The sequence below is a fragment of the Pseudomonas sp. NFX1 genome, assembly GCF_051123555.1.
GTDB lineage: Bacteria > Pseudomonadota > Gammaproteobacteria > Pseudomonadales > Pseudomonadaceae > Aquipseudomonas > Aquipseudomonas capeferrum.
On sequence record NZ_CP169366.1, the window covers coordinates 4,618,692 to 4,645,129 of the forward strand.

General features: G+C 63.9%; 31 protein-coding genes. 18 read left to right on the forward strand and 13 right to left on the reverse strand.

The window, feature by feature from the left end:
* Positions 1-76 precede the first annotated feature (76 nt).
* On the forward strand, positions 77-625 hold the full coding sequence (locus tag DJ563_RS20750) for a gamma carbonic anhydrase family protein (protein WP_274099190.1): 549 nt from the start codon (positions 77-79) through the stop codon (positions 623-625).
* Between the two features lie 19 nt (positions 626-644).
* The gene (locus DJ563_RS20755; protein WP_274099189.1) at positions 645-1,295 is read left to right on the forward strand and encodes an HAD family hydrolase; all 651 of its coding nucleotides are present in this window, start codon (positions 645-647) and stop codon (positions 1,293-1,295) included.
* Between the two features lie 33 nt (positions 1,296-1,328).
* Here the strand turns inward: DJ563_RS20755 and DJ563_RS20760 are convergent, their stop codons facing one another.
* Entirely contained in the window at positions 1,329-2,420 is a 1,092-nt protein-coding gene (locus DJ563_RS20760; RefSeq protein WP_434518264.1) for an aminopeptidase, read from the reverse strand.
* 67 nt (positions 2,421-2,487) lie between these two features.
* On the opposite strand from DJ563_RS20760, the gene DJ563_RS20765 reads away from it, so the two are divergent.
* Positions 2,488-2,901: a hypothetical protein gene (locus DJ563_RS20765; RefSeq protein WP_434518265.1), complete on the forward strand. Its 414-nt coding sequence runs from the start codon at positions 2,488-2,490 to the stop codon at positions 2,899-2,901.
* A 55-nt stretch (positions 2,902-2,956) separates the two neighbouring features.
* Complete coding sequence (locus tag DJ563_RS20770) at positions 2,957-3,370, forward strand: hypothetical protein (RefSeq protein ID WP_033702484.1); 414 nt, start codon at positions 2,957-2,959, stop codon at positions 3,368-3,370.
* A gap of 38 nt (positions 3,371-3,408) precedes the next feature.
* Here DJ563_RS20770 and DJ563_RS20775 read toward each other — a convergent pair whose 3' ends face one another.
* Together DJ563_RS20775 and DJ563_RS20780 are read right to left on the reverse strand one after the other, a co-directional pair.
* A complete protein-coding gene (locus tag DJ563_RS20775; protein WP_033702483.1) occupies positions 3,409-3,642 on the reverse strand; it encodes a DUF1161 domain-containing protein in 234 nt (77 codons plus the stop codon).
* A gap of 73 nt (positions 3,643-3,715) precedes the next feature.
* A complete protein-coding gene (locus tag DJ563_RS20780) occupies positions 3,716-4,141 on the reverse strand; it encodes an OsmC family protein (RefSeq protein ID WP_033702482.1) in 426 nt (141 codons plus the stop codon).
* A 170-nt stretch (positions 4,142-4,311) separates the two neighbouring features.
* On the opposite strand from DJ563_RS20780, the gene DJ563_RS20785 reads away from it, so the two are divergent.
* Positions 4,312-5,316 (forward strand): LLM class flavin-dependent oxidoreductase, encoded by a 1,005-nt coding sequence (locus DJ563_RS20785; protein ID WP_186663683.1) that lies wholly within the window; start codon positions 4,312-4,314, stop codon positions 5,314-5,316.
* A 36-nt stretch (positions 5,317-5,352) separates the two neighbouring features.
* Here DJ563_RS20785 and DJ563_RS20790 read toward each other — a convergent pair whose 3' ends face one another.
* Together DJ563_RS20790 and DJ563_RS20795 are read right to left on the reverse strand one after the other, a co-directional pair.
* Positions 5,353-5,574: a DUF1161 domain-containing protein gene (locus DJ563_RS20790; RefSeq protein WP_274099186.1), complete on the reverse strand. Its 222-nt coding sequence runs from the start codon at positions 5,572-5,574 to the stop codon at positions 5,353-5,355.
* Between the two features lie 101 nt (positions 5,575-5,675).
* Complete coding sequence (locus tag DJ563_RS20795) at positions 5,676-5,891, reverse strand: dodecin (protein ID WP_033702479.1); 216 nt, start codon at positions 5,889-5,891, stop codon at positions 5,676-5,678.
* Positions 5,892-6,040: 149 nt separating this feature from the next.
* Here DJ563_RS20795 and DJ563_RS20800 point away from each other — a divergent pair, with 149 nt between their 5' ends.
* The gene (locus tag DJ563_RS20800) at positions 6,041-6,364 is read left to right on the forward strand and encodes a DUF883 family protein (RefSeq protein WP_027592031.1); all 324 of its coding nucleotides are present in this window, start codon (positions 6,041-6,043) and stop codon (positions 6,362-6,364) included.
* On the opposite strand, the gene DJ563_RS20805 is transcribed toward DJ563_RS20800, so the two are convergent.
* Positions 6,361-7,257, reverse strand: a complete 897-nt coding sequence (locus DJ563_RS20805) for a LysR family transcriptional regulator (protein WP_434518266.1) — start codon at positions 7,255-7,257, stop codon at positions 6,361-6,363. The two genes, DJ563_RS20800 and DJ563_RS20805, sit on opposite strands and share 4 nt — an antisense overlap.
* Before the next feature lie 109 nt (positions 7,258-7,366).
* Here DJ563_RS20805 and trpB point away from each other — a divergent pair, with 109 nt between their 5' ends.
* Positions 7,367-8,584, forward strand: a complete 1,218-nt coding sequence (gene trpB, locus DJ563_RS20810; RefSeq protein WP_033702476.1) for a tryptophan synthase subunit beta — start codon at positions 7,367-7,369, stop codon at positions 8,582-8,584.
* Entirely contained in the window at positions 8,581-9,390 is an 810-nt protein-coding gene (gene trpA / locus DJ563_RS20815; RefSeq protein ID WP_274099184.1) for a tryptophan synthase subunit alpha, read from the forward strand. Before trpB ends, trpA begins: the two co-directional genes overlap by 4 nt.
* Positions 9,391-9,509: 119 nt before the next feature.
* Here trpA and DJ563_RS20820 read toward each other — a convergent pair whose 3' ends face one another.
* Entirely contained in the window at positions 9,510-9,842 is a 333-nt protein-coding gene (locus DJ563_RS20820) for a DOPA 4,5-dioxygenase family protein (RefSeq protein ID WP_258714269.1), read from the reverse strand.
* Positions 9,843-9,893: 51 nt separating this feature from the next.
* Between DJ563_RS20820 and DJ563_RS20825 the strand changes: the two genes are divergently transcribed.
* Positions 9,894-10,442, forward strand: coding sequence for an NAD(P)H-binding protein (locus DJ563_RS20825; protein WP_274099183.1), 549 nt, complete (start codon positions 9,894-9,896; stop codon positions 10,440-10,442).
* Positions 10,443-10,524: 82 nt separating this feature from the next.
* On the opposite strand, the gene DJ563_RS20830 is transcribed toward DJ563_RS20825, so the two are convergent.
* The gene (locus tag DJ563_RS20830; RefSeq protein WP_033702472.1) at positions 10,525-11,424 is read right to left on the reverse strand and encodes a choline sulfate utilization transcriptional regulator; all 900 of its coding nucleotides are present in this window, start codon (positions 11,422-11,424) and stop codon (positions 10,525-10,527) included.
* 109 nt (positions 11,425-11,533) lie between these two features.
* On the opposite strand from DJ563_RS20830, the gene betC reads away from it, so the two are divergent.
* The 3 genes from betC (at position 11,534) to DJ563_RS20845 (ending at position 15,616) form a co-directional block, all read left to right on the forward strand.
* Positions 11,534-13,051 carry a choline-sulfatase gene (gene betC / locus DJ563_RS20835; protein ID WP_434518267.1) on the forward strand — a complete coding sequence of 506 codons (1,518 nt, stop codon included), beginning with the start codon at positions 11,534-11,536 and terminating at the stop codon, positions 13,049-13,051.
* Between the two features lie 14 nt (positions 13,052-13,065).
* On the forward strand, positions 13,066-13,989 hold the full coding sequence (gene choX / locus DJ563_RS20840; RefSeq protein WP_434518268.1) for a choline ABC transporter substrate-binding protein: 924 nt from the start codon (positions 13,066-13,068) through the stop codon (positions 13,987-13,989).
* Positions 13,990-14,050: 61 nt separating this feature from the next.
* Positions 14,051-15,616 (forward strand): SulP family inorganic anion transporter, encoded by a 1,566-nt coding sequence (locus DJ563_RS20845; RefSeq protein ID WP_033702469.1) that lies wholly within the window; start codon positions 14,051-14,053, stop codon positions 15,614-15,616.
* Positions 15,617-15,758: 142 nt separating this feature from the next.
* Here DJ563_RS20845 and aroE read toward each other — a convergent pair whose 3' ends face one another.
* Together aroE and hemF are read right to left on the reverse strand one after the other, a co-directional pair.
* A complete protein-coding gene (gene aroE, locus DJ563_RS20850; RefSeq protein ID WP_274099179.1) occupies positions 15,759-16,583 on the reverse strand; it encodes a shikimate dehydrogenase in 825 nt (274 codons plus the stop codon).
* A 26-nt stretch (positions 16,584-16,609) separates the two neighbouring features.
* Positions 16,610-17,521: an oxygen-dependent coproporphyrinogen oxidase gene (hemF, locus tag DJ563_RS20855; protein WP_274099178.1), complete on the reverse strand. Its 912-nt coding sequence runs from the start codon at positions 17,519-17,521 to the stop codon at positions 16,610-16,612.
* A gap of 134 nt (positions 17,522-17,655) precedes the next feature.
* Between hemF and DJ563_RS20860 the strand changes: the two genes are divergently transcribed.
* Positions 17,656-18,633 (forward strand): NADPH:quinone reductase, encoded by a 978-nt coding sequence (locus tag DJ563_RS20860; RefSeq protein WP_434518269.1) that lies wholly within the window; start codon positions 17,656-17,658, stop codon positions 18,631-18,633.
* A gap of 430 nt (positions 18,634-19,063) precedes the next feature.
* On the opposite strand, the gene DJ563_RS20865 is transcribed toward DJ563_RS20860, so the two are convergent.
* Together DJ563_RS20865 and dprA are read right to left on the reverse strand one after the other, a co-directional pair.
* Positions 19,064-19,621, reverse strand: a complete 558-nt coding sequence (locus DJ563_RS20865) for an L-threonylcarbamoyladenylate synthase (protein ID WP_033702465.1) — start codon at positions 19,619-19,621, stop codon at positions 19,064-19,066.
* Positions 19,622-19,663: 42 nt separating this feature from the next.
* Entirely contained in the window at positions 19,664-20,761 is a 1,098-nt protein-coding gene (gene dprA / locus DJ563_RS20870; protein ID WP_434518270.1) for a DNA-processing protein DprA, read from the reverse strand.
* A gap of 206 nt (positions 20,762-20,967) precedes the next feature.
* On the opposite strand from dprA, the gene def reads away from it, so the two are divergent.
* Genes def through DJ563_RS20895 form a run of 5 tightly spaced genes read left to right on the forward strand, consistent with a single transcriptional unit; the run spans position 20,968 to position 25,492 of the window.
* Complete coding sequence (gene def, locus DJ563_RS20875) at positions 20,968-21,474, forward strand: peptide deformylase (protein ID WP_033702463.1); 507 nt, start codon at positions 20,968-20,970, stop codon at positions 21,472-21,474.
* Positions 21,475-21,534: 60 nt separating this feature from the next.
* A complete protein-coding gene (gene fmt, locus DJ563_RS20880; RefSeq protein ID WP_434518271.1) occupies positions 21,535-22,467 on the forward strand; it encodes a methionyl-tRNA formyltransferase in 933 nt (310 codons plus the stop codon).
* Positions 22,464-23,774, forward strand: a complete 1,311-nt coding sequence (gene rsmB, locus DJ563_RS20885; protein ID WP_186655426.1) for a 16S rRNA (cytosine(967)-C(5))-methyltransferase RsmB — start codon at positions 22,464-22,466, stop codon at positions 23,772-23,774. The genes fmt and rsmB overlap by 4 nt, the downstream gene beginning before the upstream one ends.
* A gap of 24 nt (positions 23,775-23,798) precedes the next feature.
* Positions 23,799-25,172: a Trk system potassium transporter TrkA gene (trkA, locus tag DJ563_RS20890; protein WP_033702460.1), complete on the forward strand. Its 1,374-nt coding sequence runs from the start codon at positions 23,799-23,801 to the stop codon at positions 25,170-25,172.
* 11 nt (positions 25,173-25,183) lie between these two features.
* Positions 25,184-25,492 carry a tetratricopeptide repeat protein gene (locus DJ563_RS20895; protein WP_008096550.1) on the forward strand — a complete coding sequence of 103 codons (309 nt, stop codon included), beginning with the start codon at positions 25,184-25,186 and terminating at the stop codon, positions 25,490-25,492.
* A 33-nt stretch (positions 25,493-25,525) separates the two neighbouring features.
* On the opposite strand, the gene DJ563_RS20900 is transcribed toward DJ563_RS20895, so the two are convergent.
* Entirely contained in the window at positions 25,526-26,413 is an 888-nt protein-coding gene (locus DJ563_RS20900; protein ID WP_033702458.1) for a lysophospholipid acyltransferase, read from the reverse strand.
* Positions 26,414-26,438 lie beyond the last annotated feature (25 nt).

Here is a 26,438-nt window from a genome sequence, read left to right on the forward strand (position 1 = left end):
ACTGGACCATCTTAATTACAATCGACGCCGACCGCAGCAGGCAGCCTGCCTATCGGCACAGATGAGAGACCCTATCATGGCCATCCGAAGCTTCCAGCAACACACTCCGAAAGTTGGACCACGGGCCTTCATCGACCGCTCGGCGGTGGTGCTGGGCGATGTGGAGATCGGCGAAGACAGCTCGGTCTGGCCTTTGACTGTAGTACGCGGCGACATGCACCGCATCCGCATCGGCGCCCGCACCAGCGTGCAGGACGGTAGCGTGCTGCACATCACCCATGCCGGCCCTTTCAACCCCGACGGCTTCCCGCTGATCATCGGCGATGAAGTGACCATCGGCCACAAGGTGATGCTGCATGGCTGTACCCTGGGCGATCGCATCCTGGTCGGCATGGGCAGCACAATCATGGATGGCGCCATCGTCGAGGACGAGGTGATCATCGGCGCCGGCAGCCTGGTACCGCCCGGCAAGCGCCTGCTCAGCGGCTTCCTGTATGTTGGCAGCCCGGTGAAACAGGCCCGGCCGCTGACCGACAAGGAGCGCGCGTTCTTCCCGTACAGCGCCGGCAACTACGTCAAGCTCAAGGACCAGCACTTGGCCGAAGGCTACGACCAACCCGAATGACTTGAGTGGAACCGCTTACATGCACCAGCAGAACATCCTCTTCGACCTCGACGGCACCCTGACCGACCCACGGCTGGGCATCACCCGCTCCATCCAGTATGCGTTGGCCAAACTGGGTATCGACGAGCCGGACCTGGCCCGCCTCGAACACTTCATCGGCCCGCCCTTGCTGCAGGCGTTCATGCAGTTTTACAGCTTTGACGAAGCCAAGGCGTGGGAAGCGGTGAATTTCTATCGCGAGCGCTTCCGCGTCACCGGCCTTTATGAAAACCAGGTGTTCGAAGGGGTACCGGCGCTGCTCGAAGCCCTCAATGGCCAGGGGCGCACCCTGTATGTGGCAACGTCCAAGCCTTGGGAGTTCGCCCGCGAGATTGCCCGGCATTTCGCCTTCGATCACCACTTCAAGGTGATTTATGGCAGCGAGCTGGATGGCACCCGCACCAACAAGGTCGAGCTGATTCGCCACTTGCTGGACGAGGAAGGGCTGGAACCGGCGCAGACGCTGATGATCGGCGATCGCAAGCATGACCTGATCGGCGCGCGCAGCAATGGGCTGCAGGCGGTGGCGGTGGGGTACGGGTTTGGTAGCGAGGAAGAGTTGAAGGCCGAGACGCCAGCCTTCCATTTCGCCACCCTGGCCGAGATGCATCAGGCCTTCATCAAGGCCTGAAATGGAATGGGGCCGCGCAGCGGCCCGAAAATCTCATTGGCTAACGACAAGCCGCTCCAACGCGGCTTTGCGCGCCTCACCCGGCAACCGCCCCAGCGCCTCCACCCGCTGATAAAACCGCGTCCAATTCCCGTCAACCTCCCGGAACAGCGCCGCAAACGCCGGCACCCACTGGTCATACAGCCCAAACGGCAGCAGCTTGGCATTGTTCATCGGCCCATACATCCAGGCGTCATAACGCGTGTCCCCACCCCACTGGCCATCACGCACTTGCCGGTACTCGCGCCGCAACCGCTCGAACTCGGCCTGCTTCGCCGCCCGCTTGTGCGCATCATCCAAGGGGCCGGCGTAGATCCCCTGAAGCCGTTCGCGGCTGGCCAGCACCAGCCGAATGAACTGGTCACGCTGCCCGGCCTGATCATCCTCGATCGCTGCAAGCCCGCGTGCCGCGCGCCATTGCCGCGCGCCTTGCTGCTCGACGAAGGTGGCAAACGACTCGTTGAACGCCGTGTCGTCCTGCACATAGAAGCGCTGATGGGCCAACTCATGGAAGATCAGCGAGGCCAACCGTTCGTCCCCCCAGCCGACCATAGAAGACAACAGTGGGTCGTCGAACCAACCCAGGGTCGAGTAAGCCTCGACACCGCCCACATACACATCCATGCCTGCCTGGCGCATCAACGCCGCCGCGCCACGCGCCGCACCTTGGCGGTAGTAACCACGGTAGGCCACGCAGCCCGCGATCGGGAAACAATGCGTCACCGGCTGCAACGACAACTCCGGCGTGGCAAACACGTTCCACACCACGTAGGGGCGGCCAAGGTCAGCGTAAACCCGGTAGCTGCGGTTGTCCGGCAGTTTCAGCTGCTGGCTGGCGAACACCCGGGCCTGTTCGGCATGCTGCAAGCGCGCACGCAGTTGCGGGCTGCTGGCCGGGTCTGCCATTACCTGTTCCACCGGCTGGCGCGCGCGCAGCAGCTGCCATTGGCCCTGCGCCAACTGGCCGTAATAGCCAACACTGCTACAACCGTTCAGCAGAACAGCCGCCAGCAGGGGAACAAAGCGGGTGAAAACGCGGTCGAGTGGCCCAGGGCCTGAGCGCTGAAAAAGAAATAGTCGAAGCATCTGGGACTGTCTGACTCGCTCACGGCCAATTCGCTCCAAGACTATCTCGCCAGGGGGGAGTTTCGCCATGCGTCCATTGTTTGCCGCCAGCACACTCATGCTGTTGTCCGCTTGCTCGACCCTGCCGGACCCCGATCCGAACCAGGCGTGGGTCGACCTCACCCCCCTGGACGAAACGTCCCTGCACGCCGTGCAGGTAGACGAACGCGATTGGGCCGACACGCGCTACTTCGAGGTGGCCCCCGGCAGCCACGAACTGACGGTGCGCTACCAGTTTCCGGTCACCCCGAGCAATATCGGCCCGGTAAACGAGCCGCTGTGGCGCGATTGCCAGCTCAACCTGACCTTCAAGGACTTCAGCGCCGGGCAGCGCTACCAGCTGCAGGCCGGCAGCATTGGCTTCCGGCCCTGGGTCAAACTCTACGATCACCAGCAAAAACTGGTTGGCCAAGGCTTGCCCGCAGGCTGTCAACGCACCTGAGCCGCGCAATCGGCGCTATGCTTGTTACGTGTATATCGCAAGTGGGAGTTTTGCCATGCGCCAGCCCATGATGCTGATCGCCCTCAGTGCACTGGGGGCTTGCGCCAGCCCCTTGCCGCCCGTCGACCCCAAGCAGGCCTGGGTCGAGCTTTCCACCATCACCCCCGGCAGAGTCATCATGGCTGATCGCCTTGACGGCAAGCGCCTGGAGGATGGCCGCTATTTCCAGGTGACACCTGGCAAGCATGAGCTCGTAGTGCGTTTCGATTATGAGATCTATGGCGGCGGCATGATGTCCCAGCCAAGGGACCGTACCTGCTACCTGACCGTGCGCTATGACAATTTCAAAGCGGGCGAGCGCTATCGCCTGGAGGCGCGGGCGCCGGTGATGGAGCCGCAGGTGCTGCTGTACGACGCCAGCCGCACGGTGGTGGTTAACGAGCCCAGTAACGTATTTTGTATTCCATGACAGTTGGGGGCGCTTTGCGCCCCCAACCCACCCAAACCCTAGCGATCATTCTTCTGGTAGATGATCTTCTTGGTACCACCCTCGCAGCTGCCTACGACCATGTTCTGGTCCTTGACCTCGCTGTTGGGCACGATCTCCAGGGTATAAGACGTCACGCCCTGTGCCTGGATCTTGGCCTCGATCTCGGTTTTCAATTCTTCGCACGGCTTCACTGCCGCCAGGGCGGACGTGGCGAGCAGCGAGGCCAGCACGGCGATTGCTACGCGGATCATGGAATGGCTCCTGAAAGGGCAGTCGTGCTGCCGTTGCTGTTTAGACTACAGCAAACCGCCCCCGTTGCGCCGCCTAGCCCACCAGTGAGGCATCCAGGCTGATGGTGGCGTTGAGCACCTTCGACACCGGGCACCCGGCCTTGGCCTTGTTGGCAATCTCGAGGAACTGCGCCTCGCTGGCCCCAGGCACCTTGGCCTTCAGAATCAGGTGCACGGCGGTGATGGCGAAACCATCGGGCTGCTTGTCCAGGGTCACCTCGGCAATGGTATCGATGCGCTCTGGGGTCAGGCCCGCCTCGCCGAGCATCATCGACAGCGCCATGGAGAAGCAGCCGGCATGGGCGGCGCCGATCAGTTCTTCCGGGTTGGTCCCAGGTGAGCCTTCGAAACGGGTGTTGAAACCGTAGGGGTTCTGCTTGAGCGCGCCACTTTCAGTGGAAAGCAGGCCCTTGCCATCCTTCAGGCCACCTTGCCAGATCGCCGATGCTGTCTTTTTCATGATGCCTCCTGGTCGCTGCATTTACATATCTTGGGGTGACATGCTTATGGGTTCAGAGGCCGGCCACCCACGGCAAGTTCAGATCAATCTGACCGCAAGCATTGAATCCACCGAATGTGCCCATACAGAGTTTAAAAGGCCTCTGGCCAACCACGTTCAAGGAGGCTCCGATGACGCAGCTGCGTGACCTGAAAATTTCAACCCTCGACCTGGTGCCCGTGCGCGCCGACGGCGGGCCGGCCCAGTCGCTGCATAACTCGCTGGACCTGGCCCAGCACGTGGAACGCTTCGGCTACAACCGCTTCTGGGTCGCCGAGCATCACAACATGGATGGCATCGCCAGTTCCGCGACTTCCGTGCTGATCGGCTACCTGGCGGGTGGCACCTCGAGCATCCGCGTTGGCTCCGGCGGCGTGATGCTGCCCAACCACGCACCGCTGGTGATCGCCGAGCAGTTCGGCACCTTGGCCAGCCTCTACCCCGGCCGTATCGACCTGGGCCTGGGCCGCGCGCCCGGCTCCGACCAGATGACCGCCCGCGCCCTGCGCCGCGAGCGCTCTGGCAGCGCTGACGACTTCCCCGACGATGTCGAGGAGCTGTCACGCTACCTTGGCCCACGCACCGATGATCAAAAAGTGATCGCCGTGCCTGGGCATGACACCGAGGTGCCGATGTGGCTGCTCGGCTCAAGCCTGTTCAGCGCCCAACTGGCCGGCATGCGCGGCATGCCCTACGCGTTCGCCTCGCATTTCGCGCCGCGCTTCATGCACGAAGCAATCCGCGTCTACCGCAACCACTTCAAGCCCTCCACCACGCTCGACAAACCCTATGTGATGCTCGGCATTCCGATGGTGGTGGCTGAAACCGACGAAAAGGCCGAATACCTGGCTACTTCGGTGTACCAGCGCATCCTTGCCCTGATTCGCGGGCAGAGCCTGATGCAGCGCCCGCCCGTTGAGAGCATGGAGGGGCTGTGGCTACCTCACGAACGCGACGCGGTGATGAGCTTCCTGGGCCTGGCGATGATTGGCAGCCCGCAGAAGGTACGGGCCAAGGTGGAGGTGCTGCTGGAGCAGACCGGGGCGGATGAACTGATCTTTACCTGTGACCTGTATGAGCATGCGGACCGGGTCAGGTCCTATGAGCTGCTGGCGCAGGCTTTGAAGGCCGAGTAACCCTCTTCGCGGGCAACCCCGCGAAGAGGCCGTCACTCAACCACGCCGGTAGACAATTTCCTTGGTGCCAGCTTCGCAGCTGCCAACTACCTTGCCCGCCGGCTCGCCTTTCTTGACGATCTCCAGCGTGTAGCCATTTACGCCCTTGGCATCCAGCTTGGCGGCAATCTCTGCCTTGAGCTCTTCACACGGCTTGCCCGCCGCCAGCGCACCACCCGCCAACGCCATAAGGCCTGCCGCCAGAATCAGTTTCTTCATCGTTCGCTTTCCTTGTACAGATGAAAATCAAAGAGGGCGCCGGCTAAGGCGCCCCCTCTGTATTACCCCATCTTGCCAGCGCCAGCTACCCCGGCACTGTTTCAGCTGTTGGCAATACGGAAGCCGACTTTGAGCGTGACCTGAAAATGCTCGACCTTGTTGTCACGCAGGTGGCCCCGGGTATCGATCACTTCGAACCACTCCAGGTGCTTGATGCTCTTGGCCGCTTCGGCCAGGGCATTGTTGATCGCGTCCTCGATGCTGGTGGGCGACGACCCTACCAGTTCGATCTTCTTGTACGTGTGATGATCGGACATGTGCACTCTCCTTGGATGACAGTCTGCTTGAGCCTAGCAGCGCAGGCCTGGTTTACCTGCGAGCCGTCGCCTTGGGCAAAAGTTCGATCGCACTTTCGCAGCCCTGCGCAGTCGCAATCCTTACAGCCCACCCCCGAAGGAGATTCAACATGCATCGCAACTCGCTGCGTAAAACATCCCTGGAAAGCATGGAAGCCGAGATCGAAAGCCTTCTGAAGTCGCTGGAAAACCTCAAGCACGATGCATCGGAGGAGTCCCAGAAGTCTGTCAAGGCCATCCGCAGCAATGCCGAAAGCGCTCTCAAACATTCGCGCAGCCTGCTGAGCGACGCCTACGAGGAAGTGAAGACCCGCACCCGCCAGACCGGCATCGCCACCCGTGACTATGCCCAGGAGCACCCCATCACCACGGCCGGGGTAGCCGTTGGGGCGCTGGGCCTGCTGGCGGCCTGGCTGCTGTACAAGCGCAACTAAGCGATTTGCAGCTGCAGTTCCTGGCGCAGCCATTGCGCCAGTTGCTCGGCGCGCCCATCTGCGGCGCGTCGGGGCACCCACAGCGCCAGCGCGGCGCGCGTGGGTGAAAACCCCCAAGGTGCCGCCAGCCTTCCAGCACGTAGATCGTCCGCCACCAGCTGTTGCGGCGCGATCGCCACACCCAGCCCGGCCACTGCGGCCTCCAGCAGGTAGTACAGGTGTTCGAATGCCTGGCCGAACGGCAACGCTCCCGCGTCGAGCCCGTGCTGCCCCGCCCATGCCGGCCACGCCTGCGGACGGGACGTGGTATGCAGCAACGCCTCGCCCAGCAAGGCGTCGGGCGCTGCCCCGCGCAAGCGCTCGAACCCGGCAAAGTGCGGGCTTAGCACAGGCCCGATGCGCTCTTCGGCCAGCACGTGTACCTGCATGTCCGCCGGCCACGGCGGTTCGGCAAACACCAGCAAGGCATCCAGCCCCGGGCGCCTGGGGTCCAGGTCGCCTTCCCCGGCGGACAGGTGCAGGCGCAGCTCCGGCAAGTCGGCCTTGAGCCGCCCGAGCCGAGGGATAAACCAACGCGCCAGCAGGCTGCCGGAGCACCCGAGCACGAATGGCACCTCGCGGTTATCCCGGCTCAGCTCGGCACACACCCCCCGCAACCTGTCGAACGCCTCGCCACTGGCATCGCGCAGGCGCACGCCGGCATCTGTGAGTTTGATGCCACGCCCGTCCTTGACGAACAGGGCAACGCCCAAGTGTTCTTCAAGTACCTTGATCTGCCGGCTGACAGCCCCGTGCGTCACGTGCAGCGCCTCGGCAGCCTGGCTGACACTGTTCAGCCGGGCAGTGGCCTCAAAGGCCCGAAGGGCATTGAGAGGGGGGAGGTCCTGGGCCATTGTCTTGTGAGTTTTCCTGACATGTTTGCGCAATCTTATCGGTTTTCAGACGGGCGTTGCGTGGTTAGAGTAAAGCCCATCACTCATTCAGTACGCCTTGGAGCGCCCCATGACCCAGACTCAATACCGCCCTGGCCCAGACGCCAACGGCCTGTTCGGCTCGTTCGGCGGCCGCTACGTGGCAGAAACCCTGATGCCGCTGGTGCTGGACCTGGCCCGCGAATACGAAGCGGCCAAGGCCGACCCCGCGTTTCTCGAAGAACTGGCCTACTTCCAGCGTGACTATATCGGCCGCCCGAACCCGCTGTACTTCGCCGAGCGCCTGACCGAGCACTGCGGCGGCGCAAAAATCTTCTTCAAGCGTGAAGAACTCAACCACACCGGCGCCCACAAGGTGAACAACTGCATCGGCCAGGTGCTGCTGGCCAAGCGCATGGGCAAAAAACGCCTGATCGCCGAAACCGGCGCCGGCATGCACGGCGTGGCCACCGCCACCGTTGCCGCCCGCTTCGGCCTGCCTTGCGTGATCTACATGGGTGCCACCGACATCGAGCGCCAGCAGGCCAACGTGTTCCGCATGCGCTTGCTGGGCGCCGAAATCGTCCCGGTCACCGCTGGCACCGGCACCCTGAAAGACGCCATGAACGAGGCCCTGCGCGACTGGGTCACCAACGTCGAAGACACCTTCTACCTGATCGGCACCGTGGCCGGCCCGCACCCGTACCCGGCCATGGTCCGCGACTTCCAGTCGATCATCGGCAAGGAAACCCGCGTCCAGCTGCAAGAGAAGGAAGGGCGCCTGCCCGACAGCCTGGTCGCCTGCGTCGGCGGCGGCTCCAACGCCATGGGCCTGTTCCACGCATTCCTTGAAGAGCCAAGCGTGCAGATCATCGGCGTCGAAGCCGGCGGCCACGGCGTGCATACCGACAAGCACGCTGCCAGCCTGAACGGTGGCGTACCGGGTGTCCTGCACGGCAACCGCACCTACCTGCTGCAAGACGCTGACGGCCAGATCACCGACGCCCACTCGATTTCCGCCGGCCTGGACTACCCAGGTATCGGCCCAGAGCACGCCTACCTGCACGAAGTGAAGCGCGTCGAGTACGTCAGCATCACCGACGACGAAGCCTTGGATGCGTTCCACGCCACCTGCCGCCTGGAAGGCATCATCCCGGCCCTGGAAAGCGCCCACGCACTGGCCGAGGCGATCAAGCGCGCGCCAAACCTGCCCAAGGACCACCTGATGGTCGTGTGCCTGTCCGGGCGCGGCGACAAAGACATGCAAACCGTGATGAACCACATGGCCGCCCAGGAGAAACAGGCATGAGCCGTCTTGAACAACGCTTCGCCGAACTTGCGGCCGAAGGCCGTGCGGCACTGGTCACCTTCGTAACTGCGGGTGACCCCGGCTACGACGCCTCGCTGCAGATTCTCAAGGGCCTGCCAGCGGCTGGCGCCGACGTGATCGAACTGGGCATGCCGTTCACCGACCCGATGGCCGATGGCGTCGCCATCCAGCTGGCCACCCTGCGTGCGCTGGAAGCCGGCCAGACCTTGGCCAAGACCCTGCAGATGGTTCGCGAATTCCGCGTGGGCAACCAGGCTACGCCGATCGTACTGATGGGTTACTACAACCCGATCCACCGCTTTGGCGTGGAAAAGTTCGTGGCCGAGGCCAAGGATGCGGGCGTCGATGGCCTGATCATCGTCGACCTGCCGCCTGAGCACGACGCCGAGCTGGCGACCCCGGCCCAGGCTTCGGGCATCGACTTCATCCGCCTGACCACTCCGACCACCGACGATGCGCGCCTGCCGCGTGTGCTGGAGCGCAGCTCCGGGTTTGTCTATTACGTGTCGGTGGCTGGTGTGACCGGTGCAGGGTCTGCGACTACCGAGCACGTGAGCGAGGCGATTGCCCGCCTGCGTCGGCATACGGCCCTGCCGATCAGCGTAGGGTTTGGCATTCGCACGCCAGAGCAGGCGGCGGCGATTGCGCGCCTGGCCGATGGTGTGGTGGTGGGCTCGGCACTGGTCGACAAGATCGCCCAGGCCAAAGATGCGGATCAGGCTGTTAACGATGTATTGAGCTTGTGCTCGGCGCTGGCTGAAGGTGTGCGTGGCGCGCGACGCTGATTGGCGTTGCATGCTTCGCGGGGCAAGCCCGCTCCCACAGGTTCACTGCAATCTGTCAGAAAGCACTCGACCTGTGGGAGCGGGCTCGCCCCGCGAATGGGCCGCATAGCGGCCCCAATCTAGCCGCCAAAAATCGACAGCTTCAAAGGCCGCACAGCCCCCATCCAGATCGCATGATCGCGGTGATCGGCCAGCTCATCCCCGGTCAGCGGGTGCAGAAACACCACCAACCCCTTGCGATACAACGCCAGCCACGGCAACACCACCCCCACCACCTCCGGCCCGAACGCCAACTGGCAGCTCCAGTCCGGGTGCGGCCCCACCGGTTGCTGGTGCATGCGCCCCATGGTCACGGGGAACAGCCGCGCCGCCTCTTCGCACAATGCCCGCGCCTGCTCGATGGTCGATGCGTCGTAGTACACGTGGGCGTGATAGCCCTTGATCCTCTGCACGATAACTCCTGATTGCGGTCCAACCATCACCACCGCAAAGGAGGTGATGCAGTGAAAAATGCCGAAACCCCTGTGTTCAAGCTGGTGCTGTTCGGGGCCGAGTCTAGCCTTGGCAGTGCGCTGATTGCCGAGCTGCTGGCGCGCCAGCACGAGGTTACCGCCGTGGTCGATGACCTCAACCGCCATGCGCCACGCCCTGGCCTGCATTTCAAGATAGGCGGGCTGGGCGCTACCGACCAGGCAGAGCAGGGCGCTGCGGGGGGCTCGGCGGTGGTTGCGCTGGTGTCAGCGCTGGCACCCGCTGACCTGCCCGCGCAATGGCGGATGAGCGAGGCGCTGATCGCTGGGCTTGCGCGTACGACTATACGCCGGCTGTTGCTGGTGGGCGATTTCGATGTGCTGGACAGGCCAGCCCATTACACCGATGAACAGCGCGAGGGCGTGGACCATGTGGTCGATGCGCTACAGCGCAGTGCGCTGCACTGGACGCTGATCAATGCGCCGCAGCAGTTGGCGGATTTGGAGAACGTTGCGGCAGGGATGGTGGATATGCTCGACCTGGGTTTGCATCGGGGCGAGCATTTGAACTTCGTATCCTGAGGCCTCTTCGCGGGTCAAGCCCGCTCCCACGGAGATTGGTGTGCAGTACCTGTGGGAGCGGGCTTGCCCCGCGAAGAGCCCCTCAAGCATTGCGCTCATCTTCCAGCCAACCCACAAACCGCTCGATCAACGCCCCGCGCCGCTTGCGTGGCGGCAACACCACGTAATACCCCCGCGCCGAACGCAAACTGCCCTCCAGTGGCCGACACAGCAGGCCCTGCTCCACCAGCCCATCGACCAGGTGCCCCCAGCCAATCGCCACCCCTTGGCCGGCAATCGCCGCCTGGATCAACAGGGTGTAGTTATCGAAACGCAGCTGCCCCGGCGGTGGCGGGCTGTCCACGCCAAACCCTCGAAACACCCCCGCCCAGTCGAACCAGCGGCTGGCTTGTTCGCCGCGCAGGTGAAGCAAGGGCAAACGCTGCAAAGCCACGGCTGACAAGGGTTTGCCATGAGTCAGACGGGGGCTGCAGACCGGAAATACCTCTTCATCGAACAACCACCGGCTCTCGCCCTGATGAAAACGCCCATCGCCAAACAGCACGGCCACATCAATGTCCGGCCGCAACATCGCCTGGCTGCGCTCACCCGTCACCAGGCTGACATCCACCTGTGGATAAGCTTCGTGAAAACGTTGCAGTCTGGGCATCAGCCAGAACGCAGCGAAGGCAAAGTCGGTGGCCACTTGAAGCACCTCACGCTGGCCCCGGCCACTGGCCAGGGCAAGGCCGTCGTCCATGGCCTGCAGCCCTTGGTGCACCTGCTCGAACAGCACCTGGCCGGCATCGGTCAGCGCGATACCCCGGTAGATCCGGTCGAACAGCCGGGTACCCAACTGAGCCTCCAGGCGCTTCACCTGCTGGCTCACCGCCGGCTGCGTGGTGCCCAGCTCCAGCGCGGCGGCGGTAAAACCACGCAAGCGTGCCGCAGCCTCGAACACGCGCAGGGTATCGAGCGACAGCTCGGCAAGGCGCTCAAACATAAGCTCAGCTAATCCCAGTCATTGCCCGCCATGGGCTTTACCCATGTTATCCACAGTCGCATCTTGATAGGCAAGCGGTTCGCATAACCTTCAACGATGGAAGCCCACCATGACGCGCCCGAATATCCTGTTCATCATGGCCGACCAGATGGCCGCGCCCCTGCTGCCGATCTACGCCCCTTCGCCCGTCCAGATGCCACACCTCGCCCGCCTCGCCGCGCAGGCGGTGGTGTTCGACGCGGCCTACTGCAACAGCCCGCTGTGCGCACCCTCGCGCTTCACCCTGGTCAGCGGCCAGTTGCCCAGCCGCATCGGCGCCTACGACAACGCCGCCGACTTCCCTGCCGATGTGCCGACCTACGCCCACTACTTGCGCCGTCTGGGCTACCGCACCGCGTTGTCCGGCAAGATGCACTTCTGCGGCCCGGACCAGTTGCATGGCTATGAAGAACGGTTGACCAGCGATATCTACCCGGCCGACTACGGCTGGGCGGTGAACTGGGATGCACCCGACGAGCGCCCGAGCTGGTACCACAACATGTCTTCAGTACTGCAGGCCGGCCCCTGCGTGCGTACCAACCAACTGGATTTCGACGAAGAGGTGGTGTTCAAGGCCCGCCAGTACCTCTACGACCATGTGCGCGAAAACGATGGCCGGCCGTTCTGCCTGACCGTGTCCATGACCCACCCCCACGACCCCTACACCATCCCCAAGCGCTACTGGGACCGCTACGAGGGTGTGGATATCCCCATGCCCCGCGCCGAGTTCGCCCAGCACGAGCAGGACCCGCATTCACAACGCCTGCTCAAGGTCTACGACCTGTGGGACAAGCCGCTGCCTGTGGACAAGATCCGCGATGCCCGGCGTGCCTACTTCGGCGCCTGCAGCTACATCGACGACAACATTGGCCAATTGCTGCAAACCCTTGAGGAATGCGGCCTGGCAGAGGATACGTTGATCGTGTTCTCCGGCGACCACGGCGACATGCTTGGCGAACGCGGCCTCTGGTACAAGATGCACTGGTTCGAAATGTCGGCGCGGGTGCCACTGCTGATTCACGCGCCCAAGCGCTTTGCAGCGGCACGGGTAAGCGCCTCGGTCTCGACCTGCGACCTGCTGCCCACCCTGGTCGAACTGGCCGGCGGCACTGTGGACAACTCGCTGCACATGGACGGACGCTCGCTGCTTGGCCACCTGCAAGGGCAGGGCGGCCACGACGAAGTGATCGGTGAATACATGGCCGAGGGCACGGTCGGCCCGCTGATGATGATCCGCCGCGGCCCGTACAAGTTCGTGTACAGCGAAGACGACCCATGGCTACTCTATGACCTGAGCCGCGACCCGTACGAGCGGGAGAACCTCACCGGCAGCCCGGACCATCAGGTGCTGCTGCAGGCATTTGTCGATGAAGCCCGGCAACGCTGGGATATCCCCACCCTGCGCCAGCAGGTGCTGGCCAGCCAGCGCCGCCGCCGCCTGGTGGCCGAGGCCCTGGCCATCGGCAAGCTGAAGAGCTGGGACCACCAACCGCTGGTGGACGCCAGCCAACAGTACATGCGCAACCACATCGATCTCGACGACCTCGAGCGCAAGGCCCGTTATCCACAGCCCGCACCTATGGATTGAGAAGAGAGTCCGCCATGCAAAAGTTCTCTACCGCCGTGCTCGCCCTGGCCTTGAGCCTGGGCGCTGCCTCGACGCACGCCGAAGACGCGCAATGCAACACCGTGAAGCTGGCCGACCCCGGCTGGAGCGACATCGCCACCACCAACGCCATCACCCGCCTGCTGCTGGAAAGCCTCGGCTACCAGGTGAAGATCGACAGCCTGGCCGTGCCGATCATCTACGGTGGCCTCAAGGATGGGCGAGTCGATGCCTTCCTTGGCAACTGGATGCCGGCGCACCAGGGGTTTCATGACAAGTTCATCGCCACCAATGATGTGCAGCAGCTGGCCCGCAACCTCGAAGGCACCGAGTTCACCCTCGCGGTGCCCGACTATGTATGGAATGCCGGGGTGAAGGATTTCGCCGACCTGCAAACGCATGCCGAACAGTTCGACAAGAAGCTCTACGGAATCGGCTCGGGAGCCCCGGCCAACCTGTCGCTCAAGGAGATCATCGACAAGAATGCGTTCAACCTCGGCCAGTGGAAGCTGGTGGAGTCGAGTGAACAGGCGATGCTCGCGCAGGTGGACCGCGCCGTGAAGAAACAGCAGTTCATCACCTTCCTCGGCTGGACACCGCACCCGATGAACGTGAAGCTGAAGATGCACTACCTCACGGGCGGCGAGCAGTGGTTTGGCAGCAAGGGCGAGGTCTATACCCTGACCCGCAAAGGTTATGCACAGGCGTGCCCGAATACCGCGAAGCTGCTAGGTAACCTGAGATTTACCCTGGACATGGAAAACAGCATCATGGCCGAGGCTGTGGATAAGAAAATCAGCTTCGACGAGGCGGCCAAGGCGTGGGTCAAGGCGCATCCCGATGTACTGGAAGGGTGGCTGGCCGGGGTAACCAGCAAGGCCGGTGGCGATGCGAACGAGGCCGTCAAAGCCAAATTGTAATCAGACAACCACACTCACCCGCTCCGAAAGGGCGGGTACAACCCGGGGATTTGAATAAGTCATGCACCGTCTTCACCGCCTGCTGCCCTTCCTCACCTGGCTGCCCCGCCAATCGGGCCGCAGCCTGCGTCAGGACCTGCTGGTGGGCCTGAGCGGTGCCATCCTTGCCTTGCCACAGTCCATCGCCTACGCCCTGATTGCCGGCCTGCCTGCCGAATACGGCCTGTTCGCCGCCATCGTCCCGGTGCTCATCGCCTGCCTGTGGGGCTCTTCCTGGCACCTGATCTGCGGCCCGACTGCGGCCATCTCCATTGTCTTGTATGCCAGTGTCAGCCCCTTGGCGGTGCCCGGCAGTGCCGACTACGTCACGCTGGTCCTGCTGCTGACCTTCATTGCTGGCATCTTCCAGCTTTTGCTCGGCCTGCTACGGTTCGGCGCGCTGGTCAATTTCGTCTCCCACTCGGTGGTGCTCGGCTTCACCTTGGGCGCCGCCATCGTCATCGCCCTCGGCCAGTTGCCCAACCTGCTGGGCATGGACCTGCCGAGCCAGGCCACGGCCTTGAAAACAGTCCAGGACCTGGCCAGCCACGCCGGTGAGGTTGACCTGCCATCGCTGATGCTGGGCCTGGCCACGGTGCTCATCGGCGTGGGCTTCAAGCTGTGGCGGCCGCGCTGGCCGAGTCTGTTGATCAGTCTGATCCTGGTCAGCCTGCTGGCCTGGTTGCTGCCTGGCTTCTTTGGCCATGTGCCGAGGGTGCCGGCCTTCACCGGCCAGTTACCGCCCTTGAGCCCGCTGCCGTTGCTGGACCTTGAGCTGATGCTGCGGCTGCTGCCGACCGCAGTGGCCGTGGGTATGCTCGGCCTGGTCACCAGCCTGTCGATCGCCAGGTCGCTGTCTTCGCGCTCCGAACAGCTGATCGACGCCGACCAGGAGATCCGCGCCCAAGGCCTGTCGAACATCGTCGGTGCGTGGTTCTCCGGCTACCTTTCGTCAGGCTCTTTCACCCGCTCGGGCCTGAGCTACGACGCAGGTGCCAGGTCGCCTATGGCGGGGGTGTTCTCGGCGCTGTGGGTCGCGGTGTTTGCCGTCGCAGGCGCGGGGTTGATCGCCCATCTGCCGATCCCGGCCATGGCGGGCAGCATTCTGCTGATCTGTTGGGGGTTGGTGGATCACCGGGGTATTCGCGCGCTGTTCCGGGTCAGCCGTTCGGAATTCCTGGTCATGGCCCTGACCGCCGCCGCCACCTTGCTGCTGGAACTGCAGACGGCGATCTACGCCGGGGTGCTGGCTTCGCTGTTCTTCTACCTCAAGCGCACTTCACGGCCACGGGTGCAGCAGAGCCGGGAAGGGCAGGCCGATGTGCTGCGGGTGGGCGGGTCGATCTTCTTCGGCGCGGCGCATTACCTGCAGGTGCGCCTGCAACGCTGCCAGGGGCCGCATGTGGTGATCGATGCACGGCAGGTGAACTTCATCGATTACTCGGGTGTGGATATGTTGCACCGCGAGGCCCGGCGATTGCGGCGCGCGGGGGGCAGTTTGACCTTGCAGCGGGCGCGGCCGCAGGTGGTCGAGGAATTGCAGAAGCTGGAAGGGGTGAAGTTGTGTCCGATCAGGTTTGAAGAGTGAGGTTGGGTTGAGATCTTGGGGCTGCTTTGCAGCCCATCGCAGGCAAGCCAGCTCCTACAGGAATATCACAAAGCCCGAGGTCGGCGCTGTACTTGTAGGCGCTGGCTTGCCTGCGATGGGCCGCGAAGCGGCCCCGACGGCGTTAACCCCGAGCAAGCTGCCGGCGCAGTTCAGCCAACACCGGCGCCGTATCCGGCCTCACGCCACGCCAGATAAAGAACGCTTCCGCCGCCTGTTCAGCCAGCATCCCCAGCCCGTCCAGCACCTTGGCCGCACCCAGGTCGGTGGCCCATTGGCAAAACGGCGTAGGCTCCTTGCCATACATCATGTCGTAGCAAACCGTACGCCCCGCCTCGACCAGGCTCGCGGCAATCGGCGGCATCTCGCCCGCCAGGCTCGCCGAGGTGGCATTGATGATCACGTCCACCGGTTCCTGCAGCCAGGCAAACCCGCTGGCCACCACCGGCCCGAGTTCATCGAACTCGTGGGCCAGCAGCTCGGCCTTTTCCACCGTGCGGTTGGCAATCACCAGCGACTGGGGGCCGTGCGCCAGGATCGGCTCCAGCACGCCACGCACCGCGCCACCTGCGCCAAGGATGAGAATCCGCTTGCCCGCCAGCTGCACCCCCGCATTCACCGTCAGGTCGCGTACCAGGCCAGCACCGTCGGTGTTGTCACCCTGCAGCGTGCCGTCAGCCAGCTTGCTCAGGGTATTCACCGCCCCCGCCCGCTGGGCACGTGGAGTCAGGCTGTCGCACAGGCGGTAGGCTTCTTCCTTGAACGGCACGGTGACGTTGCCGCCTCTGCCTTGTTTGAAGAAGCCGTAGGCACAATCGCTGAACTCGTCCAGCGGCGCCAGCAGGGTGGCGTACTCGAGGTCCTGGCCGGTCTGTTCGGCGAACAGGCGGTGGATCAGCGGCGACTTGCTGTGGCCGATGGGGTTACCGAAAACGACGTACTGGTCCATGGTGGGTTCCTCGGTTATCCACAGGCTTACTGGGCGAGCCAGTCGCGATCTTGCAGGAAGTACTCGGTCAGGCGCGCTTCTTCGCTACCGGGCGCGGCCTTCCAGTCGTAGCCCCAGCGTACCTGCGGTGGCAGCGACATGAGGATCGACTCGGTACGCCCACCCGATTGCAGGCCGAACAAGGTGCCCCGGTCATAGACCAGGTTGAACTCCACGTAGCGGCCGCGACGGTACTCCTGGAACTCACGCTGCTCGGCGGTGTAGGGCGTGTCCTTGCGGCGCTGGACGATCGGCAGGTAGGCCTCGACATAGGCGTCGCCGATGGCGCGGATGAACGCGAAGCAGGTGTCGAAGCCCCACTCGTTCAGGTCATCGAAGAACAGCCCGCCGATGCCACGCGGTTCGCCACGGTGCTTGAGGTGGAAGTAGCGGTCGCACCAGGCTTTGTAGCGCGAGTACACGTCGGCGCCAAACGGCGCACAGGCCTGCTCGGCCACGCGGTGCCAGTGGATGCAGTCTTCTTCATTGCCATAGTACGGGGTCAGGTCGAAGCCGCCGCCGAACCACCACACGGCCTCTTCACCCTCTTTTTCGGCGATGAAGAACCGCACATTGGCGTGAGAGGTGGGCACGTGCGGGTTGTGCGGGTGGATCACCAGCGACACGCCCAGGGCCTCGAAGCCACGGCCAGCCAGTTCCGGGCGGTGGGCACTGGCCGAAGGCGGCAGGCCGCTGCCGAACACGTGGGAGAAGTTGACCCCGCCTTTCTCGATCAACTTGCCGTCACCGATCACCCGCGTACGGCCCCCGCCACCGGCTTCGCGCGTCCAGGCGTCCTCGACGAAGCGGGCGCCGCCGTCCTCGGTTTCGAGGGCGGAGCAGATGCGGTCTTGCAGGTCGAGCAGGTAGGCTTTCACGGCCTCGGTGCGGCTGGTCATCGGGTCACCTGGAGCGGGCAGAGAAGAATTCGCCGCGTAGCATACCACCGGCGGCCGACGCGCCGCAGTTGACGGCGATCAAGCAAAGGCGTCCGATAGAGGGCTGTTACCAATCCCGACAACAGGAGTGCGAGATGGCCAAGCGTATCCAGTTCAGCCAGCATGGCGGCCCGGAAGTTCTGCAGCTTGTAGAGTTCGAACCCGCCCCGCCCGGGCCACAACAGGTCCGCGTGCGTAACCATGCGATCGGCTTGAACTTCATCGATACCTATTTCCGCAACGGGCTGTACGCGCCGCCTGCACTGCCCTCAGGCCTGGGCACCGAGGGTGCAGGCGTGGTCGAGGCGGTGGGCGAGGGCGTTACCCGCCTGAAAGTGGGTGACCGCGTAGCCTATGGCGGCGGGCCGCTGGGTGCCTACAGCGAGGTGCATACGCTGCCGGAGGCCAACCTGGTCAAGCTGCCGGACAACATCAGTTTCGAGCAGGCGGCGGCGGTGATGCTCAAGGGGCTGACCGTGCAATACCTGCTCAAGCAGACCTATGCCGTGCAGCCGGGCGACGTGATCCTGTTCCATGCCGCTGCGGGTGGCGTGGGTTCCCTGGCTTGCCAGTGGGCCAACGCGCTCGGGGCCAAGCTGATCGGTACCGTCAGCTCTGCCGAAAAAGCCGAGCGGGCCAAGGCGCTGGGGGCATGGGCAACCATCGACTACAGCCGTGAAGACGTGGCCAAGCGGGTGCTGGAGCTGACCGACGGCAAGAAATGCCCGGTGGTGTATGACGGTGTGGGTGCCGACACCTGGCTGACCTCGCTCGATTGCCTGCAACCGCGCGGGTTGATGGTGAGCTTTGGCAATGCCTCCGGCGCGGTGAGTGGAGTGAACCTGGGGATTCTGTCGCAGAAGGGTTCGCTGTATGTCACCCGGCCGACCTTGGCCAGTTATGCCAACAATGCCGCGAACACCCAGGCCATGGCCGATGACCTGTTTGCGGTGATCGCGAGTGGCAAGGTGGTTGTGGATATCCAGCAACGGTATCCGTTGGGTGAGGCGGCCAAGGCGCAGGCGGAGTTGTCGGCGCGGCGGACTGTGGGGTCGACTGTTTTGTTGCCATGATTGACAGAAGGCCGCGTTGAGGCGACCAAGTGCCTGCCTTGGTTTTTGTGGTGTTGCGAATATCGAGCGCCGCCCACGCGGCGCATCGCGAGCTGCGCTCGCTCCTACGTTTGTTTCGGGCCAATTATTCCTGTGCCATTTGCGCGCGTACGCCTTGGCGCATGGCGCTACATTGTGTCGTACAAACAAAGCGGTCGCGCCCGCCTGTCACCGGCATGACTGGCCCGAAACAAACGTAGGAGCGAGCGCAGCTCGCGATGCGCCGCGCGGGCGGCGCTCGATCTCACAGGCGAAGAAAGCATCAAAGCGAGCACCTATCAGCCCCCACACGATCGCGCGCCAGCCCTTCGAGACAAAATCAGAAAATCTACCGTGGACCTGGCTCTAACCTGTGGGAGCCCAAGTCACCCGCCAGTCCTGTGGATATGTATCAGCCCGGGCGCACAACCTCGCCAGTCGCCAGATTCCGAATAACACTCGGGTTCTTCCTTCCCCCCAGCGCCCCGCCCAGTACCAGATCCAACTGCCCATGGAAGTACTGCTCCACCCGCAACCGGGTTTTCGCCGCCGGGCGACCGCCGGGGTTGCACGAGGTGGAAATCAACGGCCCAACCAATGCACACAATTCACGCACTTGCGGATGGTCGCTGACCCGCAGCGCCACCGTGTCGTGCTCACCCGTCACCCACTCGGGCAACAGGTCCTGGTGCGGCACCAGCCAGGTATTAGGGCCAGGCCAGGTACTGCCCATGCGGTCGATCCAGTCCTCGGGGAAATCCTCGAACAGGAAGTCGAACTGGCGGATGTTGTCAGCGACCAGGATCAGGCCTTTATCCACAGGCCGCGACTTGAGCGCCAGCAGGCGGTACACCGCGTCCTCGTTCCACGGGTCGCAGCCCAGGCCCCAGACCGCTTCGGTCGGGTAGGCAATCACCGCGCCCGCCCGGATCTCACGTGCGGCTTGTTGCACACGAAAACTGCTCACCATTTCTCTCTCTCCGCCTATGAACCTTGCTTGCGCGCAGTGTACTTAGCCCGCACGGGCAAACCAACGCCCGGCTTCATTGCTGACCTGCCCTTGCAGCTCCAGTTCGGTCAGTTGCGCCAGCACGTCGGCCAGCGGCTGCTCGCTGCACCGGGCCAGGCTTTCGGTAGTCTGTGGCGCAGCATGCAGCAGAGCAAGCAGGGGGTGGTCGTATTCGTCCACTATCGCAGGGGGCAGGTTCTGCCAGCCTCGCAGGCTTTCCAGAATCTGTTCCACGCTCTCCACCAAGAGCGCGCCGTCACGGATCAACTGGTGGCAGCCTTTGGCCCCGGGGTGGTGGATCGAGCCGGGGATGGCGTAAACCTCACGGCCCTGCTCGGCCGCCAGCCGCGCGGTTATCAACGAACCACTGGCCAGGCTCGCCTCCACCACCAGCACGCCCAGCGACAAACCGCTGATGATGCGATTGCGCCGTGGAAAATTCCCCGGCAGCGGCCCAGCATCCAGCGGGTACTCGGAAACCAGTGCGCTACCGCTGTCGATGATCGCCTGGGCAAGCTCGCGATGGCGCTGTGGATAAAGTTTTTGCAAGCCCGTGCCGAGCACACCGATTGTCCCCCCGCCAGCCTGCAGCGCAGCCCGATGAGCGGAACCGTCGATGCCCAACGCCAGCCCACTGGTAATAGTGAAACCGGCCTGCGACAGGTAACGGGAAAACGCCCTGGCAGTGTCGAGCGCGGGGGGTGAAGCACGCCTGCTGCCCACAATTGCCAACTGTGGCCGGTCAAGCAAAGCAGGGTCACCGGCGACGAAAAGCAGCGGCGGTGGATCATCGATTTCACCCAGCAACGCAGGGTAGCCAGGGCTGTCCCACATCAGCAAATGCTGGCCGGGATGCTCTAGCCAGGCCATCGCAGCCAGTGCGCCGTCGCGTACTTCGGCGCTGCGCCGCGCATCGATGGTGGCCTGCGCCATGCCCAGCGCTCGCCAGGCGCCGGCCGGCGCACTCAGCGCTGAAGAGGCGCTGCCAAAGGCTTGCAGCAAGGTGTTAAAACGACGCAGCCCTGTCTCGGGAAGGCGGTGCAGGCGCAATCGCGCTTCCAGTTCGGCAGGCGGGCAAGGCGACGAGTGGGGGGTCGGCATCGGGATCATCCTTGATCGAAACAGGGCCATTTACGTGGCACAACCTGTGGATAAGTTTGTGGGTAACACTTTGAAAAGCTGTCCATTAATCGGAGGCTATCAAGCCCATAGACACCCTAGACGAGCTTGCCAGGTGCCGAAATCGCCGATTACCTTTATTATGTGTGTTCAGTTTTCAACCGAACGCACAGTGACTGCCCGACCTTATGGCCATCTTGAACATTCTCGAATTCCCGGACCCGCGCCTGCGCACCATCGCCAAACCGGTGACGGTGTTCGACGACGCCCTGAGCCAGCTGATCGACGACATGTTTGAAACCATGTACGAGGCGCCTGGCATCGGCCTGGCGGCGACCCAGGTCAACGTCCACAAACAGCTTGTGGTGATGGACCTGAGCGAAGACCGCAGCGAGCCACGGGTTTTCATCAACCCGGTGGTCGAAGAGCTGACCCACGACATGGGCCAATACCAGGAAGGCTGCCTGTCGGTGCCTGGCTTCTACGAGAACGTCGACCGCCCTCTGCGGGTGCGCGTCAAAGCCCTGGACCGCGATGGCAAGCCCTTTGAGCTCGAAGCCGAAGGCCTGCTGGCCGTGTGCGTGCAGCACGAGTTCGATCACCTCAACGGCAAGCTGTTCGTCGACTACCTGTCCACGCTCAAACGCGACCGAATCAAGAAGAAGCTGGAAAAGCAGCACCGCCAGAACGCCTGATCCCCACCTTCCAGAAGGCTTGCTCCGGCAAGCCTTCTTCTTTTTTGCAGCGAGAACTCCATGCGCATCGTCTTCGCAGGCACTCCAGAGTTTGCCGCCGAACACCTCAAGGCACTGCTCGACAGCCCCTATGAGATCGTGGCCGTCTACACCCAGCCAGACCGCCCCGCCGGCCGTGGCCAGAAGCTCATGCCGAGCGCGGTCAAGGCCCTGGCCGTGGCCCACGACATCCCGGTGCTGCAACCGCCGACCCTGCGCAATGCCGATGCCCAGGCAGAACTCGCCGCGCTCAAGCCCGACCTGATGGTGGTGGTCGCCTACGGCCTGATCCTGCCCCAGGCCGTGCTGGATATTCCCCGCCTGGGCTGCATCAACAGCCACGCCTCGCTGCTGCCACGTTGGCGCGGTGCAGCGCCGATCCAGCGCGCCGTGCAAGCCGGTGACGCCGAGAGCGGCGTAACCGTGATGCGCATGGAAGCCGGCCTGGACACCGGGCCGATGCTGCTCAAGGTGGTCACCCCGATCAGCGCCGAAGACACCGGCGGTACCCTGCATGATCGCCTCGCCGAAATGGGCCCACCGGCCGTCCTACAGGCCATCGCTGGCCTCGCCGACGGCACGCTGCAAGGCGAAGCCCAGGACGACACCCTGGCCACCTACGCACACAAGCTGAACAAAGACGAAGCGCGCATCGACTGGAGCCGCCCGGCCGTGGAGCTGGAGCGCCTGATCCGTGCCTTCAACCCGTGGCCGGTGTGCCATAGCACCCTGGACGGCGAAAGCGTGAAGGTGCTGGCGGCCAGGTTGTCCACAGGCAAGGGCGCCCCCGGTGAGATCCTGTCTGCCAGCAAGGATGGCCTGGAGGTCGCTTGTGGTGATCAAGCCTTGAGCCTGACCCGCCTGCAACTGCCCGGCGGCAAGGCGCTGAACTTCAGCGACCTGTTCAACAGCCGCCGCGAGAAGTTCGCCAACGGCAAGGTGCTCGGCCAATGAACCCACGCCTGGCTGCTGCCCGTGCCCTTGCCGCTGTGCTCAGCGGCAAGGCCTCGCTGAACAGTTCGTTGCCGGCGCAACTGGACAAGGTCGATGAACGCGACCGTGGCCTGACCCAGGACCTGGCGTTCGGCACCGCCCGCTGGCAGCCGCGCCTCGACCTGTTGGCCGCGCAGTTGCTGCAAAAGCCGTTCAAGGCTGCCGATGCCGATGTGCAGGCACTGCTGCTGGTCGGCTTGTACCAGCTGTTCTACACGCGCATTCCGGCACACGCCGCCATCGGCGAGACCGTTGGCTGCGCCGACAAGCTGAAAAAACCGTGGGCCAAGGCCCTGCTCAATGCAGTGCTGCGCCGCGCCCAGCGTGAAGGCGAAGCGCTGCTCGCCGGTATGGAGCGCGACCCGGTGGTACGCACTGCACACCCTCGGTGGCTGCAGAAAGCGCTGAAGGCCTTCTGGCCAGAGCAATGGGAAGCCATCTGCGCCGCCAACAACGCCCACCCGCCGATGATCCTGCGGGTCAACCGCCGCCACCACAGCCGCGATGCCTACCTGGCCCTGCTGGCAGAGGCCGGCGTCGGCGCCAGCGCCTGCCAGTTCAGCCGCGACGGTATCGTGCTGAATGAGCCCTGTGATGTGCGCAGCCTGCCGGGCTTCGCCGAAGGCTGGGTGAGCGTGCAGGACGAGGCCGCGCAATTGTCTGCCGACCTGCTCGAACTGGCCCCCGGCCAACGCGTGCTCGACGCCTGCTGCGCCCCGGGCGGCAAGACCTGCCACTTGCTCGAAGCCGAGGCCGGCCTTGCACACCTGGTGGCCATCGACCTGGAGGCCAAGCGCCTGACCCGCGTGCGCGAGAACCTCGAGCGCCTGCAACTGGACGCCGAACTGATCGCCTGTGATGCCCGCGACACCGCCAGCTGGTGGGACGGCAAACCCTTCCAGCGCATCCTGCTCGACGCCCCGTGCTCGGCCACCGGCGTGATCCGCCGCCACCCGGACATCAAGCTGACCCGTCAGGCCGATGACATTCCGGCCCTGGCCACGCTGCAAGGCGAGCTGCTCGATGCCCTGTGGCCAACCCTGGAAGTGGGCGGCATGCTGCTCTACGCCACCTGCTCGAGCCTGCCGACCGAAAACACCGAGGTGATCGAGGCGTTCCTCGCCCGCACCCCAGGCGCCCGTGAGCTGGACCTGGCCACCGAGGCCGGCCTGCGCCAGCCCCACGGCCGCCAGTTGCTGGCCCAGGAAGGCGGCCACGACGGTTTTTATTATGCCAAGCTGATCAAGATCGCCGCTTCTCGCGGATAAGCACAACGGTTCAGGGAGTAGCGGATGAAGATCATCATCCTCGGCGCAGGGCAGGTGGGCGGTACGCTGGCAGAGCACCTGGCCAGCGAGGCCAACGACATCACCGTGGTCGACACCGACGGCGAGCGCCTGCGCGACCTCGGCGACCGCCTGGACATCCGCACGGTGCAGGGCCGCGGCTCGCTGCCGACGGTGCTGCGCCAGGCCGGCGCCGACGACGCCGACATGCTGGTGGCGGTGACCAACAGCGACGAGACCAACATGGTGGCCTGCCAGGTCGCCTATTCGCTGTTCCATACCCCGACCAAGATCGCCCGGGTACGCGAATCGGCCTACCTCACCCGCGAAGAGCTGTTCCACAACGACCACATCCCGGTGGACGTGCTGATCAGCCCCGAGCAGGTGGTGACCAACTACATCAAGCGCCTGATCGAGCACCCGGGCTCCTTGCAGGTGATCGACTTCGCCGAAGGCAAGGCGCAACTGGTGGCGGTCAAGGCGTACTACGGCGGCCCACTGGTGGGCCAGCAGCTGCGCCAGATCCGCGCGCACATGCCCAATGTAGACACCCGCGTGGCGGCAATCTTCCGCCGTGACCGGCCGATCACCCCACGCGGTGACACCGTGATAGAGGCCGATGACGAAGTGTTCTTCATCGCCGCGAAAAAAGACATTCGCGCGGTGATGGGCGAGCTGCGGCGCATCGACGAGACCAACAAGCGTGTGGTCATCGCCGGTGGCGGGCAGATCGGCGAGCGCCTGGCCGAGGCCATCGAAAGCCGCTACCAGGTGAAAATCATCGAGATGAACCCGGCCCGCTGCCGCCACCTCTCCGACACCCTGGAAAGCACCGTGGTGCTGCAGGGCAGTGCGTCAGACAAAGACCTGATGCTCGAAGAGAACATCGCCGACGCCGACATCTTCCTGGCCCTGACCAACGACGACGAGGCCAACATCATGTCGTCGCTGCTGGCCAAGCGCCTGGGTGCGCGCAAGGTGATGACCATCATCAACAACCCGGCCTACGTGGACTTGGTGCAGGGCGGTGAAATCGATATCGCCATCAGCCCGCAGTTGGCCACCATCGGCACCTTGCTGGCGCACGTGCGGCGTGGCGACATCGTCAGCGTGCACTCCCTGCGCCGCGGCGCAGCCGAGGCCATCGAGGCCGTGGCACACGGCGATTCGAAATCGAGCAAGGTGGTGGGCAAGGCCATTGAAGACATCGCCCTGCCACCGGGTACCACGATCGGCGCGATCATCCGCGACGAAGAGGTGATGATTGCCCACGACGACACGATGATCGCATCGGGTGACCACGTGATTTTGTTCGTTGTGGATAAAAAACACATTCGGGATGTGGAGAAGCTGTTCCACGTCGGCTTGAGTTTCTTCTAGGAGAAGTGGGCATGCGCGAGTCGCTGGAGAAAATGCTGGCCAAGGGTGTGGATAACCCACTGCTGAGGTTTGGCCTGGGCAAAGCCTGGCTGGATGAGGGCAACGGGGCTGAGGCGGCGGTGCACCTGGCACGCTGCGTCGAGCAGGACCCTAAGTATTCGGCGGCGTGGAAGCTGCTGGGCAAGGCGTATCAGTTGCAGGGTGATTTGGCGGCGGCGCGCAAGGCCTGGGAGGACGGGATCGTGGCGGCGCAGGCCCATGGGGATAAGCAGGCCGAGAAAGAGATGGCGGTGTTCCTCAAGAAGCTGAATAAAGTCTGAAATTGCCGGGGCGCAAAGCGCCCCCAAAAAATCTCAATACCAGCGCGGCTCACCGGCCGGGCGCTTCTTGAAGCGCTTCATGCTCCACATGTACTGGCTCGGGTACTCGCGCACATACCGCTCGACCACCTTGCTCATGGCCGCCGCCGACTCGGTCACATCCGTGCTGTACATCGCTTCAGGCGCCGCTTCCAGAATCACCCGGAACCCAGAGCCATCCGGCAGCCGCAGTGCATGCAGGAACACCCCTACCGCCTTGCCACCGGCCAGCATGTTCGGCACGAACTTGCTGGTCAGCGCCTGGGTACCGAGAAACGGCACGAACACCCCGGCCGATTCCGCCGGCTCCGGGTCGGCTGGGATCCCCACCTGCCCACCGCGGCGCACTTCCTTGATCACACTGAGGATGCCTTCCTTGGTCGAAGGCGCGACGCGGTTACCCATCTGCACCCGCTGTTCGCGCAGCAGGTCATCCACGGCCTTCAGTTTCGGCGGGCGGTAGAAGATGATCGGTTTGCACTGGTTGCAGTAGAAGTGGTTCAACACTTCCCAGTTACCCAGGTGGCTGGTGATGCCGACCACGCCCTTGCCCGAGGCCAGGGCCTGCTCAAGCACTTCCAGGCCTTGCACTTCCTTGACCAGCTCCAGCGAACGCTGCGGTGGCCAGATCCAGGCGCATGCGCTCTCGACGAAGGACTTGCCGATGTCTCTGAGCGCATGGCCAACCAGCTGCTCACGCGCGACCGGGTCCATCTCGGGGAAACACTTGGCCAGGTTGATACGCACCACGTTGCGCGACCCGTTCGGGACCTTCCACATCAGCCAGCCGATACCGGCGCCGACGCGCTGTACCGCGCCCCAGGGCAACTTGGCGAACAGTCGAAGCACCCCGACCATCAGGGCGCCCTTGAACTTTTCCACAGGCGAATTCCTTATTTCAGCAAGG